At 72.9% G+C, this 15,279-nt stretch carries 14 protein-coding genes; 8 read left to right on the plus strand and 6 right to left on the minus strand.

Annotated elements, in window-relative coordinates:
* Positions 1–9: 9 nt before the first annotated feature.
* Entirely contained in the window at positions 10–1,290 is a 1,281-nt protein-coding gene (locus GA0070604_RS28805) for a sensor histidine kinase (RefSeq protein ID WP_208602187.1), read from the minus strand.
* A gap of 209 nt (positions 1,291–1,499) precedes the next feature.
* Between GA0070604_RS28805 and phoU the strand changes: the two genes are divergently transcribed.
* Positions 1,500–2,141 (plus strand): phosphate signaling complex protein PhoU, encoded by a 642-nt coding sequence (gene phoU / locus GA0070604_RS28810; protein WP_091127488.1) that lies wholly within the window; start codon positions 1,500–1,502, stop codon positions 2,139–2,141.
* Positions 2,142–2,205: 64 nt separating this feature from the next.
* On the opposite strand, the gene GA0070604_RS28815 is transcribed toward phoU, so the two are convergent.
* Positions 2,206–2,973 carry a phosphoglyceromutase gene (locus GA0070604_RS28815; protein WP_091125552.1) on the minus strand — a complete coding sequence of 256 codons (768 nt, stop codon included), beginning with the start codon at positions 2,971–2,973 and terminating at the stop codon, positions 2,206–2,208.
* A 150-nt stretch (positions 2,974–3,123) separates the two neighbouring features.
* On the opposite strand from GA0070604_RS28815, the gene GA0070604_RS28820 reads away from it, so the two are divergent.
* Entirely contained in the window at positions 3,124–4,437 is a 1,314-nt protein-coding gene (locus GA0070604_RS28820) for an MDR family MFS transporter (protein ID WP_091125555.1), read from the plus strand.
* A gap of 97 nt (positions 4,438–4,534) precedes the next feature.
* On the plus strand, positions 4,535–5,806 hold the full coding sequence (locus GA0070604_RS28825; protein ID WP_091125559.1) for an MFS transporter: 1,272 nt from the start codon (positions 4,535–4,537) through the stop codon (positions 5,804–5,806).
* A 366-nt stretch (positions 5,807–6,172) separates the two neighbouring features.
* On the opposite strand, the gene GA0070604_RS28830 is transcribed toward GA0070604_RS28825, so the two are convergent.
* The 3 genes from GA0070604_RS28830 to mshA all read right to left on the minus strand — a co-directional run bounded on the left by GA0070604_RS28830 (position 6,173) and on the right by mshA (position 9,176).
* The gene (locus tag GA0070604_RS28830) at positions 6,173–7,048 is read right to left on the minus strand and encodes a hypothetical protein (RefSeq protein WP_244162114.1); all 876 of its coding nucleotides are present in this window, start codon (positions 7,046–7,048) and stop codon (positions 6,173–6,175) included.
* A gap of 187 nt (positions 7,049–7,235) precedes the next feature.
* Positions 7,236–7,769: a type III secretion system chaperone family protein gene (locus tag GA0070604_RS28835; RefSeq protein WP_091125566.1), complete on the minus strand. Its 534-nt coding sequence runs from the start codon at positions 7,767–7,769 to the stop codon at positions 7,236–7,238.
* Positions 7,770–7,814: 45 nt separating this feature from the next.
* Positions 7,815–9,176, minus strand: a complete 1,362-nt coding sequence (gene mshA / locus GA0070604_RS28840; RefSeq protein WP_091125569.1) for a D-inositol-3-phosphate glycosyltransferase — start codon at positions 9,174–9,176, stop codon at positions 7,815–7,817.
* 172 nt (positions 9,177–9,348) lie between these two features.
* On the opposite strand from mshA, the gene GA0070604_RS28845 reads away from it, so the two are divergent.
* Positions 9,349–10,110 carry an SDR family NAD(P)-dependent oxidoreductase gene (locus GA0070604_RS28845; protein ID WP_091125574.1) on the plus strand — a complete coding sequence of 254 codons (762 nt, stop codon included), beginning with the start codon at positions 9,349–9,351 and terminating at the stop codon, positions 10,108–10,110.
* Positions 10,111–10,343: 233 nt separating this feature from the next.
* Complete coding sequence (locus GA0070604_RS28850; protein ID WP_091125577.1) at positions 10,344–11,129, plus strand: SAM-dependent methyltransferase; 786 nt, start codon at positions 10,344–10,346, stop codon at positions 11,127–11,129.
* A gap of 81 nt (positions 11,130–11,210) precedes the next feature.
* On the opposite strand, the gene GA0070604_RS28855 is transcribed toward GA0070604_RS28850, so the two are convergent.
* Positions 11,211–12,302, minus strand: a complete 1,092-nt coding sequence (locus tag GA0070604_RS28855) for a UDP-N-acetylmuramate dehydrogenase (protein ID WP_091125580.1) — start codon at positions 12,300–12,302, stop codon at positions 11,211–11,213.
* A gap of 70 nt (positions 12,303–12,372) precedes the next feature.
* Between GA0070604_RS28855 and GA0070604_RS28860 the strand changes: the two genes are divergently transcribed.
* The 3 genes from GA0070604_RS28860 (at position 12,373) to GA0070604_RS28870 (ending at position 15,254) form a co-directional block, all read left to right on the plus strand.
* Complete coding sequence (locus GA0070604_RS28860) at positions 12,373–13,128, plus strand: maleylpyruvate isomerase family mycothiol-dependent enzyme (RefSeq protein WP_091125584.1); 756 nt, start codon at positions 12,373–12,375, stop codon at positions 13,126–13,128.
* A gap of 116 nt (positions 13,129–13,244) precedes the next feature.
* Complete coding sequence (locus GA0070604_RS28865; RefSeq protein ID WP_091125587.1) at positions 13,245–14,252, plus strand: LacI family DNA-binding transcriptional regulator; 1,008 nt, start codon at positions 13,245–13,247, stop codon at positions 14,250–14,252.
* Positions 14,253–14,348: 96 nt separating this feature from the next.
* Positions 14,349–15,254: a GNAT family N-acetyltransferase gene (locus GA0070604_RS28870; protein WP_091125589.1), complete on the plus strand. Its 906-nt coding sequence runs from the start codon at positions 14,349–14,351 to the stop codon at positions 15,252–15,254.
* Positions 15,255–15,279: the final 25 nt, after the last annotated feature.

Genomic DNA, 15,279 nt, shown 5'->3' on the forward strand with positions numbered 1-15,279 from the left:
CGGTCAGACCTACCGAAGCTCGGCCGGGCCGGCCTCGATCCCAGCGGAGGAGAGTGTCGCCTCCAGGTCGTCCGGGGGACGGGCGGGCAGCCGGAGGGTGAACGTCGACCCCCCACCAAGAGTGCTCGACACATCCACCCGGCCGCCATGGTTGCTGGCGATGTGTTTGACGATGGCCAGCCCGAGGCCGGTGCCTCCGGTGGCTCGGGAGCGGGCCTGGTCGGCCCGGTAGAAGCGCTCGAAGATCCGCTCGACCTCGTTCGGGGCGATGCCGATGCCCTGGTCGGTCACGGCGATCTCGACGTGCTCGTCGGTGGCCCGCGCGGCCACCCGGACCGTGGTGTCCTCGCCCGAGTAGTTGATCGCGTTCTCCACCAGGTTCGACACGGCGGTGGCGAGCTGACTGTCGCTGCCGTACACGGTGAGGCCACGCTCCCCGTCGACGACGATCTCCACCCGATGGGCGGTGGCCGAGGTACGGGTCCGGTCGACCACCTCGGCGATCACCCAGTCCACCGAGACCGGCTCCGGGGCGGGCTGCGGCTCGGCCCCCTGGAGTCGGGTCAGCTCCAACAGCTCCTGCACCAGCCGGCCCAACCGGGTCGACTCATGCTGGATCCGCTCGGCGAACCGCCGGGCCGCGATCATGTCCTCGGACAGCTCCGACGTACCCTCGCCGGTCGGCTCGGTGGCGTCCACCAACGCCTCGGCGAGGAGTTGGAGCGCGCCGATCGGGGTCTTCAGCTCGTGGCTCACGTTGGCCACGAAGTCCCGCCGAACCCGGGCCAGCCGGTGTGACTCGGTGACGTCGGCCGCCTCGACCGAGATGTAACCGGCACCCAGGCCCATCGCCCGCAGATGCACGCCGAGCGGATTGTCTCCCGCGCTGTCGCGGCCGCGCGGCAGGTCCAGCTCGATCTCGCGCCGCACGCCCGTGCGCCGGACCTGCCCGGCGAGGGTACGGATCAGCGGGTGCGCCGCGATGGATCCGGGCGTTGTCCCGGTACGGAGCAGGCCCAGCGCCCGCGCGGCCGGGTTCACCAGCACCGGCACGTCGTCCGGGTCGAGCACCACCACGCCGGCGCGGAGCGAGTCGATCGTCTTGCGGCCGAGCCCGGAGAGCCCGCCCTGCTGCTCGTCGGGAATCGCCGGCCTCCCTGCGCTGCCACGGGAGCGGTCACTCCCCGGCGCCGGCCGGCGCCGCTCTCGGACGGTTCTGGACAGCAGCAGCCCGGCGACCAGTCCGGCCACCAGAGCCACGGCCACCGCGACCGCCACTGCCCATTCCACCCGGCGATCGTAGAGTCATTGTTCACCTGCCGATCGGGCGAAATGGGATGAAACACTCTCACTTCCGAGAAAGTTCACTCATGGGTCTCGCGTCGTTCACCCGGGTTCACCATGGATCCGATCACCCCCACCTACCGTGGGTCGCGCACCTGCTCACGACGTACGCGGTCCGCCGGTCCGCCGGCGGCCACCGATCCCAGGAAGTGACGATGCGCGAAGAGTTCCGGGCCGACCTCCAGATTGTCAGCCAGCTACTGGTGGACATGGCGGAGGGGGTGCGCGCCGCCATGCGCCAGGCCACCACGGCCCTGCTCACCGCCGACCGCCCGGCTGCGGAGAGGGTGGTCGAGGGGGATGCCGAGATCGACGACCGCTATCGGCACGTGGAGGAGCGGGTCTGCGACCTGCTGGCCCGGCAGGCGCCGGTGGCCTCCGACCTGCGCGCCATGATCACCGCCCTGCACGTGGCGGCCGACCTGGAGCGGATGGGCGACCTGGCCCAGCACGTCGCCAAGACCGCGCTGCGCCGGCACCCCTCGCCGGCGGTGCCGGCCGAGCTGCGGCCGGTCTTCACCGACATGGCCGCCGTCGCCGACCGGATGGCCGAGAAGATCGGCGTGGTGCTGGCCCACCCCGACGCGACCGTCGCCGCCGAGCTGGACAGCGACGACGACCCCATGGACGACCTGCACAAGAGCCTCTTCACCGTGCTGCTCGGCGACGACTGGCCGTACGGGGTGGAGACGGCGATCGACGCCACCCTGCTGGGCCGCTTCTACGAGCGCTTCGCCGACCACGCGGTGAACGTCGGCGAGCACGTGGTCTACCTGATCACGGGCGAGGCCAGCTGACGGAGTGAAGGAGGGGCCCCTTCTTAACGCGCCAAGGCGTTAAGAAGGGGCCCCTCCTTCGCGCTCAGCGGCCCTGGTTAGCGACCGCGGCGGCGGCCGCCTTGGCGGCCTCCGGGTCGAGGTACGTCCCGCCGAGGGTCTGCGGGCGCAGGTCCCGGTCGAGGTCGTAGCGCAGTGGGATGCCGGTCGGGATGTTCAGCTTGGCGATCGCCTCGTCGGAGATCTGGTCGAGGTGCTTGACCAGGGCGCGCAGCGAGTTGCCGTGCGCGGCCACCAGCACCGTCCGGCCGGCCAGGATGTCCGGCACGATCGAGTCGTACCAGTACGGCAGCATCCGCTCGACGACGTCCTTGAGGCACTCGGTCCGCGGCATCAGCTCGGTCGGCAGCAGCGCGTACCGGGGGTCGCCGACCTGGGACCACTCGTCGTTGTCGTCGATCGGCGGCGGCGGCGTGTCGTACGACCGACGCCAGAGCATGAACTGGTCCTCGCCGTACTCGTCCAGAGTCTGCTTCTTGTTCTTGCCCTGGAGTGCGCCGTAGTGCCGCTCGTTGAGCCGCCACGACCGGCGCACCGCGATCCAGTGCCGGTCGGCGGCGCTGAGCGCCAGCTCGGCGGTGCGGATCGCGCGGCGCAGCACGCTCGTGTGCACCACGTCGGGCAGCAGGTTGTGCTCGCGGAGCAGCTCACCGCCGCGCCGCGCCTCGTTCTCCCCCTTGGCGGTCAGGTCGACGTCGACCCAGCCGGTGAAGAGGTTCTTGGCGTTCCAGTCGCTCTCGCCGTGCCGCAGCAGGACCAGCGTCCCGACGGTGGGCCCCTCGCTCGCAGTCATGCGGATCATCCTGCCGTACCCGCCCGGGGGACACGCAGGGACCGGTGGTGACGACCACCACGTGGAAAACCTGATGACCGGCGTTCCGGGGCGGGACTAGTTTGTAAGGCGCTAGTTAGACATTGGTCGTTACATAACGGGGGCGTCGGAATGCGGACGGTACGCGGCTGGTTCCGGGAGACAACCGGCGGGCTGCCGAGATCCTTCTGGTATCTCTGGACCGGCACCCTGATCAACCGGCTCGGCTCGTTCGTCCTGGTCTTCCTGGCCATCTACCTCACCCAGTCGCGGCACTTCTCGGCCGCACAGGCCGGCCTGGTGATCGGCCTGTGGGGGGTCGGCGGCGCGGTCGGCACCACCATCGGCGGCACCCTGACCGACCGGTGGGGACGGCGACCCACCCTGCTCACCGCGCACCTCGGCGCAGCCACCATGATGGTCGCGCTCGGCCTGGCCCGGCCACTGTGGGCGGTCGCGCTGGGCGCCCTGCTGCTGGGCGCGTTCGCCGAGGCGGCCCGCCCGGCATTCGGGGCGATGATGATCGACGTGGTGCCGGAGAAGGACCGGCTGCGCGCCTTCTCGCTGAACTACTGGGCGGTCAACCTCGGCTTCGCCTGCGCCGCGGTACTCGCCGGCGTCGCCGCCCAGGCCGGGTACCTGCTGCTCTTCCTGGTCGACGCGGCCACCACCCTGGTCACCGCGCTGATCATCTTCGCCCGCGTCAAGGAGACCCGGTCGGTCCCGACCGGCCCGGTGGTCAAGGGCGCGGCCGCTCCCGCCAGCGCCCTGCGCACCATCCTCGCCGACCGCGTCTACCTGGGCTTCGTGGCGCTCAACCTGTTCGCCGCACTGGTCTTCCTCCAGCACATCTCGATGCTGCCGATCGCGATGGGCGACGCCGGCCTGAGCCCCGCCACGTACGGCTCGGTGATCGCGCTCAACGGCGTGCTGATCGTGGTCGGCCAGCTCTTCGTACCCAAGCTGATCAGGGGCCGGAGCCGGTCGCACGTACTCGCGCTCGCCGCGCTGGTGATGGGCGTCGGCTTCGGGCTCACCGCGTTCGCGGACGCGGCCTGGTTCTACGGCCTGACCGTGCTGATCTGGACCGTCGGCGAGATGCTCAACTCGCCGTCCAACGCCACCCTCATCGCCGAACTCTCCCCCAGCGCGCTCCGCGGCCGCTACCAGGGCGTCTTCTCCCTCTCCTGGCAGATCGCCGGAGCGGCGGCCCCGATCCTCGGCGGCCTGGTCCGGGAGCACGCCGGCAACACCCCCCTCTGGCTCGGCTGCGCCGCGATCGGCGCCGCGATCGCCGTGGCCCACCTGGTCTCCGGCCCGGCCCGCGAACGGCGCGCCGCACAGCTCCAGGCCATCGCGGTGCCACTGCGACCGATCACGGTGGCCCGCACGCCGGCCGCGGAGGTGACCGAGGCCGCCGCCGAGCCGATCCGCGCCGCCTCCTGAAACACCCGCCGGTGATCAGCGCCACGCTGGTGCGGGCCCGCCGGGCTCCCTAGGGTCGTCCGATGGGCAGCTGTTAACAAACCTTCCTGGAGGAATCGTGCGCGCGCTGCGGCGCTGGTGGGACGACACGGCCGGAGGCCTGCCCGCCACCTTCTGGTACCTCTGGTCCGGCCTGCTGATCAACCGGGCCGGCGCCTTCGCGCTGCTGTTCCTCTCGCTCTACCTGACCGCCGCGCGCGGCGCCTCCGAGTCCCTTGCCGGGGTCGTGGTCGGGGCGTACGGGGCGGGCGGGGCGGTCGGGACGCTGCTCGGCGGGGTGCTGGCCGACCGGTGGGGCCGGCGGTCCACCCTGCTCGCCGCGCACCTCGGCGCGGCCGCGTTGATGGCGGAGCTGGCATTCAGCCGGCATCTGGCGGTGATCGCCGTGCTCGCCGCGCTGGTCGGGGTGACGCACTCGATGCCCAGCCCCGCCTTCGTCGCGGCGATCGTGGACGTCGTGCCCGAGGAACGCCGTTCGCGCGCCTTCAACCTCCAGTTCTGGGCGTTCAACCTCGGCATGGCCGTCGCGTCGCTGCTGGCCGGCATGCTCGCCGAGGCCAGCTTCGTCGCGCTCTTCCTGGTCGACGCGGCGGCCACCCTGGCCGCCGCGGCCGTCATCGCGCTGAAGGTCCCGGAGACGCTCGCCCGCCCGGCCCGGATGGCCGTTGAGGGCTCGTCCCGCTCGGGTCGCCCCGGCCGGGCCCGGCCTCCCGGTCTGCACACCGCGCTGACCGACCGCACCTTCCTCGCCTTCGTCGGGTTGACCTTCCTGCTGGCCGTGCTGACCATGCAGACCTCGACGATCATGCCCCTGGCGATGCGGGCCGACGGCCTGCGCCCCTCGGCGTACGGGCTGGTGGTGGCGCTCGGCGGCGCGCTGATCGTGGCCGGGCAACTGTTCGTGCCACGGCTGATCGAGCCGTACCGGAAGTCGAGCGTGCTCGCGGTCTCCACCGGGCTGATGGCGCTGGGCTTCGGCACCCTGGTCGTCGCCGACGACCTGCCGGTCTACCTGGGCGCCGCGGTGATCTGGACGATCGGCCAGATGCTCGCCGCGCCGCCGAACGCGCAGATCAACGCCGACCTGGCGCCGCCACACCTACGGGCGCGCTACCAGTCGGTCTTCTACCTGACCTTCCCGGCGGCGTCCTTCGTGGCACCGGCGCTGGGCGGGCTGAGCCTGCAACACCTGGGCGAACGGCACTGGCTCGTGGTCGGCGTGCTCGGCGTCGTCGCCGCGGTCGGTCACCTGCTCGCCGGGCCGCACCGGGAACGCCGGGTCGCCGCCCTGCGGGCGGCGCAACGGGAGGCGGAACCCGTCCGCGGCTGAGCCGGATACGCCGAGCGCCCACCCCGACCTCCGTCGTGGTGGGCGCCCGCACCGTACACCCGGCGGCGGCGGGCGACACTCACCCCCGTAAGCGTCGCCCGCTCGCGCCGCCGGTACTCGGATGGCACCGTCCCCCAACGGTGTGCTCCACCCGATCCATCGCGCCTCGCTTGCGCGGATCTGATCGATCCGCCGCTCCCCCGAACGATTACAAGCGTGGCGCGGTGCAACAAAGTTAGATCGCCCGGATTCTGGATTCAACTCAGATCGCTGTCTCGCCCGTCACAACGAGTCGCGAATCCGCCTGCTCCGCTCCGGTCTCTCCCCTGGCCAACACCGCGTTCCCGCCGGCCATTCCCGTAAACCTCAGGCGTCTTCCCGTTCGGGTGACTCGGTGCGGAAGAAGTTGCTCTGCCGGCCGTCCCGGAGCTGCTCCTGGTAGATCAGGTTCAGCCGACGCAGGTCGAACGTCCGGAACCAGTCCTCCCAGGTGATCTCGCGGATCCGGCTGCTCTCCCGCCACCCCGGGATGTTGAACGTCAGCACCCCCGGCCGGCCGTCGCGCTCGGTGCCGGCGATGGTGGCCGGCTTGGCGCCCCGGGCCCGCGCCCAGCGCTGGATGACGTCGTGGTTGGCGGTCACCAGGCTCCGACCGGGACGCTCCGGGCGATCCGCCAGGGAGGTGATCTGCTGTGAGGACCGCACCGAACGGGCCGAGGTCCGGCCCGTGCGGACCGGGGTCACCGCCGTACCGCCCGTCGCAGGCGCCTGCCGCCCCGCCACACCGGCTGCCGTCGTGGCACCACGCGCCCGCGTTGTCGCCGCCGTCCGCTTCGCGGGGGCCGCCTTCTTCGCGGGGGCCACCTTCTTGGCGGCAGGTGCCTTCTTCACGGCGGGCGCCCTCTTGGCTACGGCCTTCTTCGCGGGGGCCGCCCGCTTCGCGGCCGGCGCCTTCTTCGCCACAGCCCGCTTCGCGGGCGCTGCCTTCTTCGCCCGGGCACCGGTGGCCTTCGCGGCGGGCACCGCCTTTCCCGCGGTCTTCTTCGCCGGGGCCTTCTTGGCCGCCGCCTTCTTCGTGGCGGCGCGCCCGGCCGGCCCGGTGGCCTTGCGTGCCGCGCCCCCACCACGGGTCTCCGCCCGCAGGGTCCGGACCAGCGTCTTCACCAGCTCCGGCTTGCGTAGGGCGGAGATGCCGGAGACGCCGCGCCGACGAAGCTGGCCGCGGATGTCGTCGACCCGCATCCGGGAGATCGCGGATTCGGAGACGTCCGGCGTCCCCGGGGTCCGGTTGCCGGTTTGCCGCCTGGTCCTCGTCGCAGTCGTGCCGCGACCTGAGCTGTTGCGCTGAGCCATGGGACACGCTCCTCGACAGTCCGTCCTCGGCCCGCGGTGGGTCCCAACTGCCGCACCGCGCGGTGCCGCATACCCGTCAGGACGGGTCCGAACCACCAGGGGCGGAGCCGGTGCCGGTCGACGGCGCGAAGAGGTGGGCGAAGGCGGCCAGGTTGGCCGTCGACTCGCCCCGCTTGACCCGCCACTCCCACTCCCGCCGGATGGCGGTGCCGAAGCCGATTTCCAGCATCGTGTCGAAGGACTCGTCGGCGTACGTCAGCACGGCGCCGAGCAGCCGGTCCAGTTCATCGGAGTCCACCCCGGCCAGGTTGACCCGTCCGGTCAGATAGACGTCGCCGACCGCGTCGATGGAGAAGGACACCGCGTACATCCGGGCGTTGCGCTGGAGCAGCCAGGCCCAGAGTTCCTCGCGGCGCTCGTCCGGCTGGCGCATCACGAATGCCTCGATCCGCAGCGCGTGCTCGCCGACGATCAGGTTGCAGATCGTCTTGAGCTTGTGCGTACCCGGCAGGGTGACCGCGTACGACGCCTCGCCGGTGGACTCCCACTCCAGCTCACGCTCGGCGCAGGCCGACTCGATCAGCGCGGCGATCTCACTCCTGCGGCTCATCGCACCCACTCTACGGCCGGCGACCCGGGCCCGCCGGGGCGAGGATCACCAGGAGCAGGACAGGGCGGGGTCGCAGAGCCGGCCGGCGAGCCGCGCCCGCTGCTGCGCGATCGCCTCCCCGTAGACGGCGAGCAGCCCGGAGACCGTACGGTGCCAGGAGAAGTTGTGCGCGTGCCGTCGCGCGCCCCGGCCCAGGGCGGCCCGGCGCGCCCGGTCCGGCAGCAGCCGGGCCAGCGTACGGGCCCAGTCGACCGGGTCGTGGCCGTCGATCAGCACTCCGCTGACCCCGTCGCGTACGGCGGTGACCAGGCCGCCCACGGCGGCGGCGAGGACGGGCGTGCCGCACGCCTGCGCCTCCAGCGCGACCAGCCCGAACGACTCGTTGTACGACGGCACCGCGACCAGGTCGGCGGCCCGGTAGAGGGCGGGCAGGTCCGCACCGGTCTGCGGCGGCAGGAAGCGCACCCGGTCGGCGACGCCGAGCGAGCCGGCCAGCTCGATCAGGGCGGTGGGCCGGTCCAGGCCACTGCCGCTGGGGCCGCCGCAGATCACCACGGTCAACTCGTCGGCGAGCGCGGGTTCCCGCTCGCGCAGCGCGGCGACCGCCCGGACCAACACGTCCGGGGCCTTGAGCGGCTGGATCCGGCCGACGAAGGCCACCACGTACCCGGTGGTGGGCAGTCCGAGGCGGCGGCGGTCGGCGAGGACGGCCTCGTCCCGGTCGCCCGGGGCCGGGCGGAACCGGTCCAGGTCGACGCCGGGCTCCACCACGGTCACCCGGGCCGGGTCGGCGTCGTACCGTCCGACCAGGTCGGCGGCCTCGACCCGGGTGTTGGCGACCAGCCGGTCCGCCTCGGCCACCACCTGCTCCTCGCCGATGACCCGGGCCTTCGGCTCGGGCCGGTCTCCGGCGGCGAGCTGAGCGTTCTTGACCTTGGCGAGGGTGTGCGCGGTGTGCACCAGCGGCACGCCCCAGCGCTCCTTGGCCAGCCAGCCGACCTGACCCGAGAGCCAGTAGTGCGAGTGGATCAGGTCGTAGTGGCCCGGCGGGCGGGCCGCCTCGGCGCGCAGCACGCCGGCGGTGAAGGCGCAGAGCTGTCCGGGCAGCTCCTCCTTGGTCAGCCCCTCCAGCGGGCCGGCGGTGACGTGCCGGACCTGTACGCCGGGCGCCATCTCGACCACCGGGGGCAGGTCGCCGGAGGTGGCCCGGGTGAAGATCTCCACCTCCACGTCGGCCTCGGCCAGCCGCCGGGCGACCTCCAGGATGTAGACGTTCATGCCGCCCGCGTCGCCCGTGCCGGGCTGGTGCAGGGGCGAGGTGTGCACCGATACGGTGGCGATCCGGCGCGGCTGCGGCCACGGCAGGGCACCTCGCTGACGACCGACACCGGTGTGCAAATCCGCCACGTCCGCTCCCTCTGTCACGGTCTGATGCCGTCCCGCACGACCGGCGCTTTCTCGGTCAACCTCCGCACCGGACGTCATCTTCCCGATCGGCCTTCGGAAATGCGTACCGGCCGGTCCCGGGCGTGACGGACCTCATCGCCTCGGCTCGGTGCGGGCAGGGGAGAATGACCGGATGACCTCCGTCGCCATCGTCACCGGCGCGTCCAGCGGGATCGGGGCGGCCACCGCCCGCCGGCTGGCCGCCGAGGGTTTCCACGTGCTCGCCGCCGCGCGGCGTACCGACCGGCTGGCCGGCCTGGTGGCCGAGATCGAGGCGGCCGGCGGCGCGGCCACCGCGGTGGAGTGCGACGTCACCTCCGACGAGTCGGTCGCCGGCCTGGCCACGGCGGCCGCCGCCGCACCCGGCCCGGTCACCCTGCTGGTCAACAACGCCGGCGGGGCGCGCGGCCTGGATCCGGTCGAGTCCGGGAGCGTCGGCGACTGGCAGTGGATGTACGACGTGAACGTGCTCGGCACGCTCCGGGTCACCCAGGCGCTGCTGCCCGCGCTGGAGGCGTCCGGCGCCGGCACCATCGTGATCGTCAGCTCCACCGCCGGGCGCGTCGTCTACGAGGGCGGGGGCGGCTACACCGCCGCCAAGCACGCGCAGACCGCGATCGCCGGCACGCTCCGGCTGGAGCTGTGCGGCCGCCCGGTCCGGGTGATCGAGATCGACCCCGGGATGGTGCGGACGGAGGAGTTCGGCCTGGTCCGCTTCGACGGTGACGCCGAGCGGGCCGCCGGGGTCTACGCCGGGGTGGCCGAGCCGCTGGTCGCCGACGACGTCGCCGACTGCATCGCCTGGTGCGCCACCCGCCCGCAGCACGTCAACATCGACCAGCTCGTGGTCCGCCCGCTGGCCCAGGCCGCCCAGCACAAGGTGCACCGGGTTTAGCGTGAAGCGCGAGGAGTGAGCCGGGTTTGCGAGCCCCGCAGTCGCGAACAGACGGCACCAGTGAAGCGCGAGGAGTGAGCCGGGTTTGCGAGCCCCGCAGTCGCGAACAGACGGCACCAGTGAAGCGCGAGGAGTGAGCCGGGTTTGCGAGCCCCGCAGTCGCGAACAGACGACACCAGTGAAGCGCGAGGAGTGAGCCGGGTTTGCGAGCCCCGCGAACGGAGGCGCTGCTGATGCAACGCCGGCCGCTGGGCGTGGTGACCCGGGGGACGACGAATCCCAACCGGCTCCGGCGGGTGGACAACTGGATCGTCGAGACCTGCGGCGACGCGCTGCGGTCCGCCGCCGACCCGCTGGTCGTCGACCTGGGCTACGGCGCCACGCCGGTGACCGCCGTCGAACTGCGGGCCCGCCTCGCGGCCGGGGTCCGCCCGGACGTCCGGGTGGTCGGGCTGGAGATCGATCCGGTACGCGTGGCCGCCGCCCAGCCCGCCGCCGAGCCGCCCTGGTTGACCTTCGCCCGGGGTGGCTTCGAGCTGGCCGAACTCCGGCCCGCCCTGGTCCGGGCGTTCAACGTGCTACGCCAGTACGACGAGAGCGAGGTGGCCGACGCGTGGCGTACGGTCACCGAGCGGCTGGCCCCGGGCGGGTTGCTGGTCGAGGGGACCTGTGACGAGCTGGGCCGGCTCGGGAGCTGGGTGCTGCTCGACGCGGCCGGCCCGCGCACGCTGACCCTGGCCGCGAAGCTGACCACCCTGGAGCGGCCGGCGCAGCTCGCCGAGCGGCTGCCGAAGGCGCTGATCCACCGCAACGTCCCCGGTGAGCGGATCCACGACCTGATCCGCGCTCTGGAGGACGCCTGGCAGGCCGCCGCCGGCTATGCCCCGTTCGGCCCTCGCGAGCGCTGGACCCGCACCGTAGCCATGGTCAAGCAGGCCGGCTGGCCCGTCCTGGGCCGTCCCCGCCGCTGGCGCCACGGCGAACTCACCCTCCCCTGGCCCACCGTCTCCCCCACCTGACCCACCCCGACGTGGTCGATGGTCGTGACGCTGGTCACACATTCTGTCCGATTTGTCGCCAATCTTCGTGATCGACAAGGACTAGATGGTGCAGTTGATCAGGACGGGCTCGGGGTGGAGGGTGACTCCGAAGCGGTCGTGGACGCCGTCGCGGATCTGTCGCGCCAGTGCCACCAGCGCCGCCGTGTGGGCGGTGCCACTGCGGTTGGTGAGGGCCAGAGTGTGCTTGGTGGAGATGGCCACACCCTCCGGGCCCAGGTGGCCCTTGCCGAAACCGGCCTTGTCGATCAGCCAGGCGGCGCTGACCTTGACCACGTCCCCGGCACCCGGCCAGGACGGCGGCTCGCCGAGGTCGGCGGCGCGCTCCCGGAGCAGCTCGTACGCCTCACGATCCAGCACCGGGTTGGTGAAGAACGACCCGACCGACCTGGTGTCCGGGTCGTCCGCGTCGAGCACCATGCCCTTGCCGGCGCGCAGCCGCAGCACGGTGGCCCGGGCGTCGGACAGCGGCACCCGGTCACCCACCTCGACCCCGAGCGCCCGGGCCAGCTCGGCGTAGCGCACCGGGCCGGACAACGGGGAGCGGGCCAGCCGGAAGTCAACCGAGAGCACCACCCAGCGGTCGCTGTACTTGAAGACGCTGCCCCGGTACGCGAACCCGCAGTCGGCCGCGGCGATCCGTACGACCTCGCGGTGGGTGCGGTCGTACGCCTGGACGGCGGTGATCGTCTCGGCCACCTCCTGGCCGTACGCGCCGACGTTCTGGATCGGCGTGGCGCCGGCCGAGCCGGGGACGCCGGAGAGGCACTCCAGCCCCGACCAGCCCCGCTCGACCGTGGTGGCGACCAGGTCGTCCCAGGTCTCGCCGGCCTCGACCCGTACGGTGACCGTGTCGTCGTCCTCGGCGACCACCTGGAATCCTCGGGAGCGGAGCAGGACGACGGTGCCGGGGAACCCCTGGTCGCCGATCACCACGTTGCTGCCGCCGGCCAACACCAGGATCGGCTCGTCCCGCGCTTCCGCTTCCCGGACCTTTTGTACGATTTCCTCGGCGTTGCCGGCGGTCTCCAGCCGTCCGGCGGGGCCACCGAGACGGAGGGTGGTGTAGCGGGCCAGGGTGGCCGGACCGGCCGGGGCCGCTCCGGTCGTCGGTTCGGCGTAGACGTCTGACACGCCTTTCACCCTAGGCTGAGGGTTAGCCGAGGCACCCACTGGTGGCCCGGTCACCCCCGGGAGGATTGCGATGGGCAGACTGCACGGCACGAAGGACTTCTGGATCGGTGCGCTGCGGACAGAGGGCCCCGCCTTCGCCGCCGCGGTCGCCGAGGCGCCACCGGAAACCCCGGTGCTCTCCTGTCCCGGCTGGACGGTCACCGATCTCGCCCACCACCTGGCCCGGGTCTGCGTCTGGGCCCGCACGGTGGTGACCGCCGGGAGCACCACCAGGCCGGAGCGGCACGACCCCGAGCCGCCGGCCGGGCTGACCCCGGCCCAGTGGTACCGGCAGGAGTACGACCAGCTCATGGCGCTGTTCGAGGGGCTGGACCCGGAGGCGCCGGCGTGGAACTTCGCACCGCAGCCGAAGAAGGCGGGCTTCTGGCCGCGCCGGGTGGCGCACGAGACGGCGGTGCACCGCTGGGACGCCCAACTCGCCATCGGCGCGGGTGAGCCGGTCGAGGCCAAGCTCGCGGTCGACGGGGTGAGCGAGGTACTGGACACCTGGCTGCCGGCGGGGCGGCGGATCCAACGCGGCCAGTGGCACGGGGTGGTGCAACTGACCGCGACCGACGCGGCACAGGACTGGTACCTGCGGCTGCGCGGCGAGGGGGTGGCCCTGCTGGACACCGCGACCATCCTCGACCACGACGACCACCACGCCCGGGCGCAGGTCACCGGCACGGCCAGCGACCTGCTGCTGGCACTGATGGGCCGGATCAGCTTCGACACGCTCGGGGTGGCCGGCGACCGCCAACTGCTCGACGGGCTGCGGGTGGGCTGACCGCCCGGCGGCCCCGAGGCGCCGACCGGGTCGCGCCCGGGGGCCGGCGGGAAGCGCCCGCCGACAGCGGGAGATGATCCCCAGGAGCGGGCCCGTGACGAGGTGGTGGTGACCGGATGACGACGGCGCAGCGACCGACCCTGGAGGCGGTGGCCCGGCGGGCAGGCGTGTCCCGGGCGACGGTCTCCCGGGTGGTCAACGGCTCCACCACCGTAGCCGAGTCGATCCAGCAGGCGGTCCGGCAGGCGGTCGAGGAGCTGGGGTACGTCCCGAACCTCGCCGCCCGCAGCCTGGTCACCCAGCGCACCGACTCAATCGCGCTGGTGCTGCCCGAGGCGGCCACCCGGGTCTTCTCCGACGACCAGGTGTTCCCGGGGATCATCCGCGGGGCGGCCCAGGAGTTGGAGGCCGCGGACAAGCAGCTCGTGCTGATGCTGGCCGGTTCGCCGGGCGGGCACGAACGGGTCGAGCGGTACACCACCGGCCGACACGTGGACGGGGTGTTGTTCGCCTCGCTGCACGGCGAGGACCCGCTGCCCGGCAGGCTGGCCCGGCTCGGCATCCCGGTGGTGTGCAGCGGCCGGCCGCTGGACGGCGTCGAGGTGCCCTACGTCGACGTCGACCATGTCGGCGGGGTCACCCGGGCGGTACGCCACCTGATCGAGGGCGGCCGGCGGCGGATCGCCACCATCGCCGGTCCGCAGGACATGGTCGCCGGCATCGAGCGGCTCATCGGCTACCGGGACACGGTCGCCGCGGCCGGCCTGCCGGAGCTGGTGGCGTACGGGGACTTCACCCGGGAGTCCGGCGCGGCGGCGATGCGGCAACTGCTCGCCGCGTACCCGGATCTGGACGCGGTGTTCGCCGCGTCCGACCTGATGGCGCACGCCGCCCTGCGTACGCTGCGCGAGGCGGGGCGGCGGGTGCCGGACGAGGTCGCCGTGATCGGGTTCGACGACATCGAGACGGCGGCGTACACCGAACCGCCGTTGACCACGATCCGGCAACCGATCGTGGAGCTGGGCCGGGCGATGACCCGCCAACTGCTGCGGATCGCGGGGGGCGAGGCGGTCGAGCCGGCCCTGCTCCTGCCCACCGAGCTCATCATCCGCGACTCCGCCTGAGGTGTAAGGAAGGGCCCCTTGTTAACGCCGTACGCGGTACAGGGGCCCCCTGTTAACACGTCGCCGGCACACAACCCCAGCGCTAGGGTCGGCCGGATGGCCGAGCACCTGATCCGACCCGCCCGCCCCGACGACGCGCCCGGTGTCGTGGCGCTGCGCAGCGTCGTGCACCCCTACCTGGTGCGTGGGGTCGAGTCGACCCGACAGATGATCGCCGCTCCACCGCCCGAGGAGGACTGGGCCGCCTGGGTGGCCGAGGCGGACGGGCAGGTGGTCGGCTGGGTGTCGGCGTACCGGAACAGCCAGACCTCGGAGCCGGACGTCGGCGAGTTGTCCACCCTGCACGTACACCCGGCGCACCGGTTTCGGGGAGTCGGCACCGCGCTCCTCGACGCCGCGCTCGGCCACCTACGCGTCATCGGCGCGCGGCGGGTACTCACCTGGTCCCAGTCCGGATCCCTGCCGTTCGCCCGTCGGCACGGCTTCACGCCTAGCCGGGAGTTGCGCTACTCCGCGCTCGACCTCCGGCCCGTCCCGCCGATGCCCGAGCCCCCGCCGGGCGTACGGCTGCTGCCGGCCGCCGAGGTGGACCCGCGCCGGATCCACCGGGTGGACGCGGAGGCGTCGCGGGACGAACCGGGCGACGTCCCGACGGACTCGATGGGCTACGACATCTGGCGCCACGAGGTCTGGGAGAACCCGGGGTTGGACCGGGAGGCCAGCACGCTGGCCGAGGTGGACGGCACGTTGGCCGCGGTGAGCCTGGTCAAGCGGGACGGCGACCGGATGTGGTCGGCGTTCACCGGCACGCTGCCCGAGCACCGGGGCCGCGGCCTCGCCGGGCTGGTCAAGCGGGCGGCGCTGCACCGCGCCGCGCGTGGCGGCGTCCGCGTCGCCTACACGTCCAACGACGCGGCGAACGCGCCCATGTTGGCGGTGAACACCCGGCTCGGCTACCGGCCGGTGGCCACCCAGTGGTCCTGCCTGCGCGAGCTCACCTGAGGCCGACCGTTGCCCGGCCGTCCGG

Source organism: Micromonospora eburnea (genome assembly GCF_900090225.1).
In the GTDB taxonomy this organism is placed as follows: Bacteria; Actinomycetota; Actinomycetes; order Mycobacteriales; family Micromonosporaceae; genus Micromonospora; species Micromonospora eburnea.

Bases quoted from the DNA above. Each gene is read 5' to 3' on its own strand.
- phoU (WP_091127488.1), top strand. From the start codon at position 1,500: ATGCGCGAAGAGTTCCGGGCCGACCTCCAGATTGTCAGCCAGCTACTG.
- GA0070604_RS28815 (WP_091125552.1), bottom strand. From the start codon at position 2,973: ATGACTGCGAGCGAGGGGCCCACCGTCGGGACGCTGGTCCTGCTGCGG.
- GA0070604_RS28820 (WP_091125555.1), top strand. From the start codon at position 3,124: ATGCGGACGGTACGCGGCTGGTTCCGGGAGACAACCGGCGGGCTGCCG.
- GA0070604_RS28830 (WP_244162114.1), bottom strand. From the start codon at position 7,048: ATGCGGGTCGACGACATCCGCGGCCAGCTTCGTCGGCGCGGCGTCTCC.
- GA0070604_RS28835 (WP_091125566.1), bottom strand. From the start codon at position 7,769: ATGAGCCGCAGGAGTGAGATCGCCGCGCTGATCGAGTCGGCCTGCGCC.
- GA0070604_RS28845 (WP_091125574.1), top strand. From the start codon at position 9,349: ATGACCTCCGTCGCCATCGTCACCGGCGCGTCCAGCGGGATCGGGGCG.
- GA0070604_RS28850 (WP_091125577.1), top strand. From the start codon at position 10,344: ATGCAACGCCGGCCGCTGGGCGTGGTGACCCGGGGGACGACGAATCCC.
- GA0070604_RS28860 (WP_091125584.1), top strand. From the start codon at position 12,373: ATGGGCAGACTGCACGGCACGAAGGACTTCTGGATCGGTGCGCTGCGG.
- GA0070604_RS28865 (WP_091125587.1), top strand. From the start codon at position 13,245: ATGACGACGGCGCAGCGACCGACCCTGGAGGCGGTGGCCCGGCGGGCA.
- GA0070604_RS28870 (WP_091125589.1), top strand. From the start codon at position 14,349: ATGGCCGAGCACCTGATCCGACCCGCCCGCCCCGACGACGCGCCCGGT.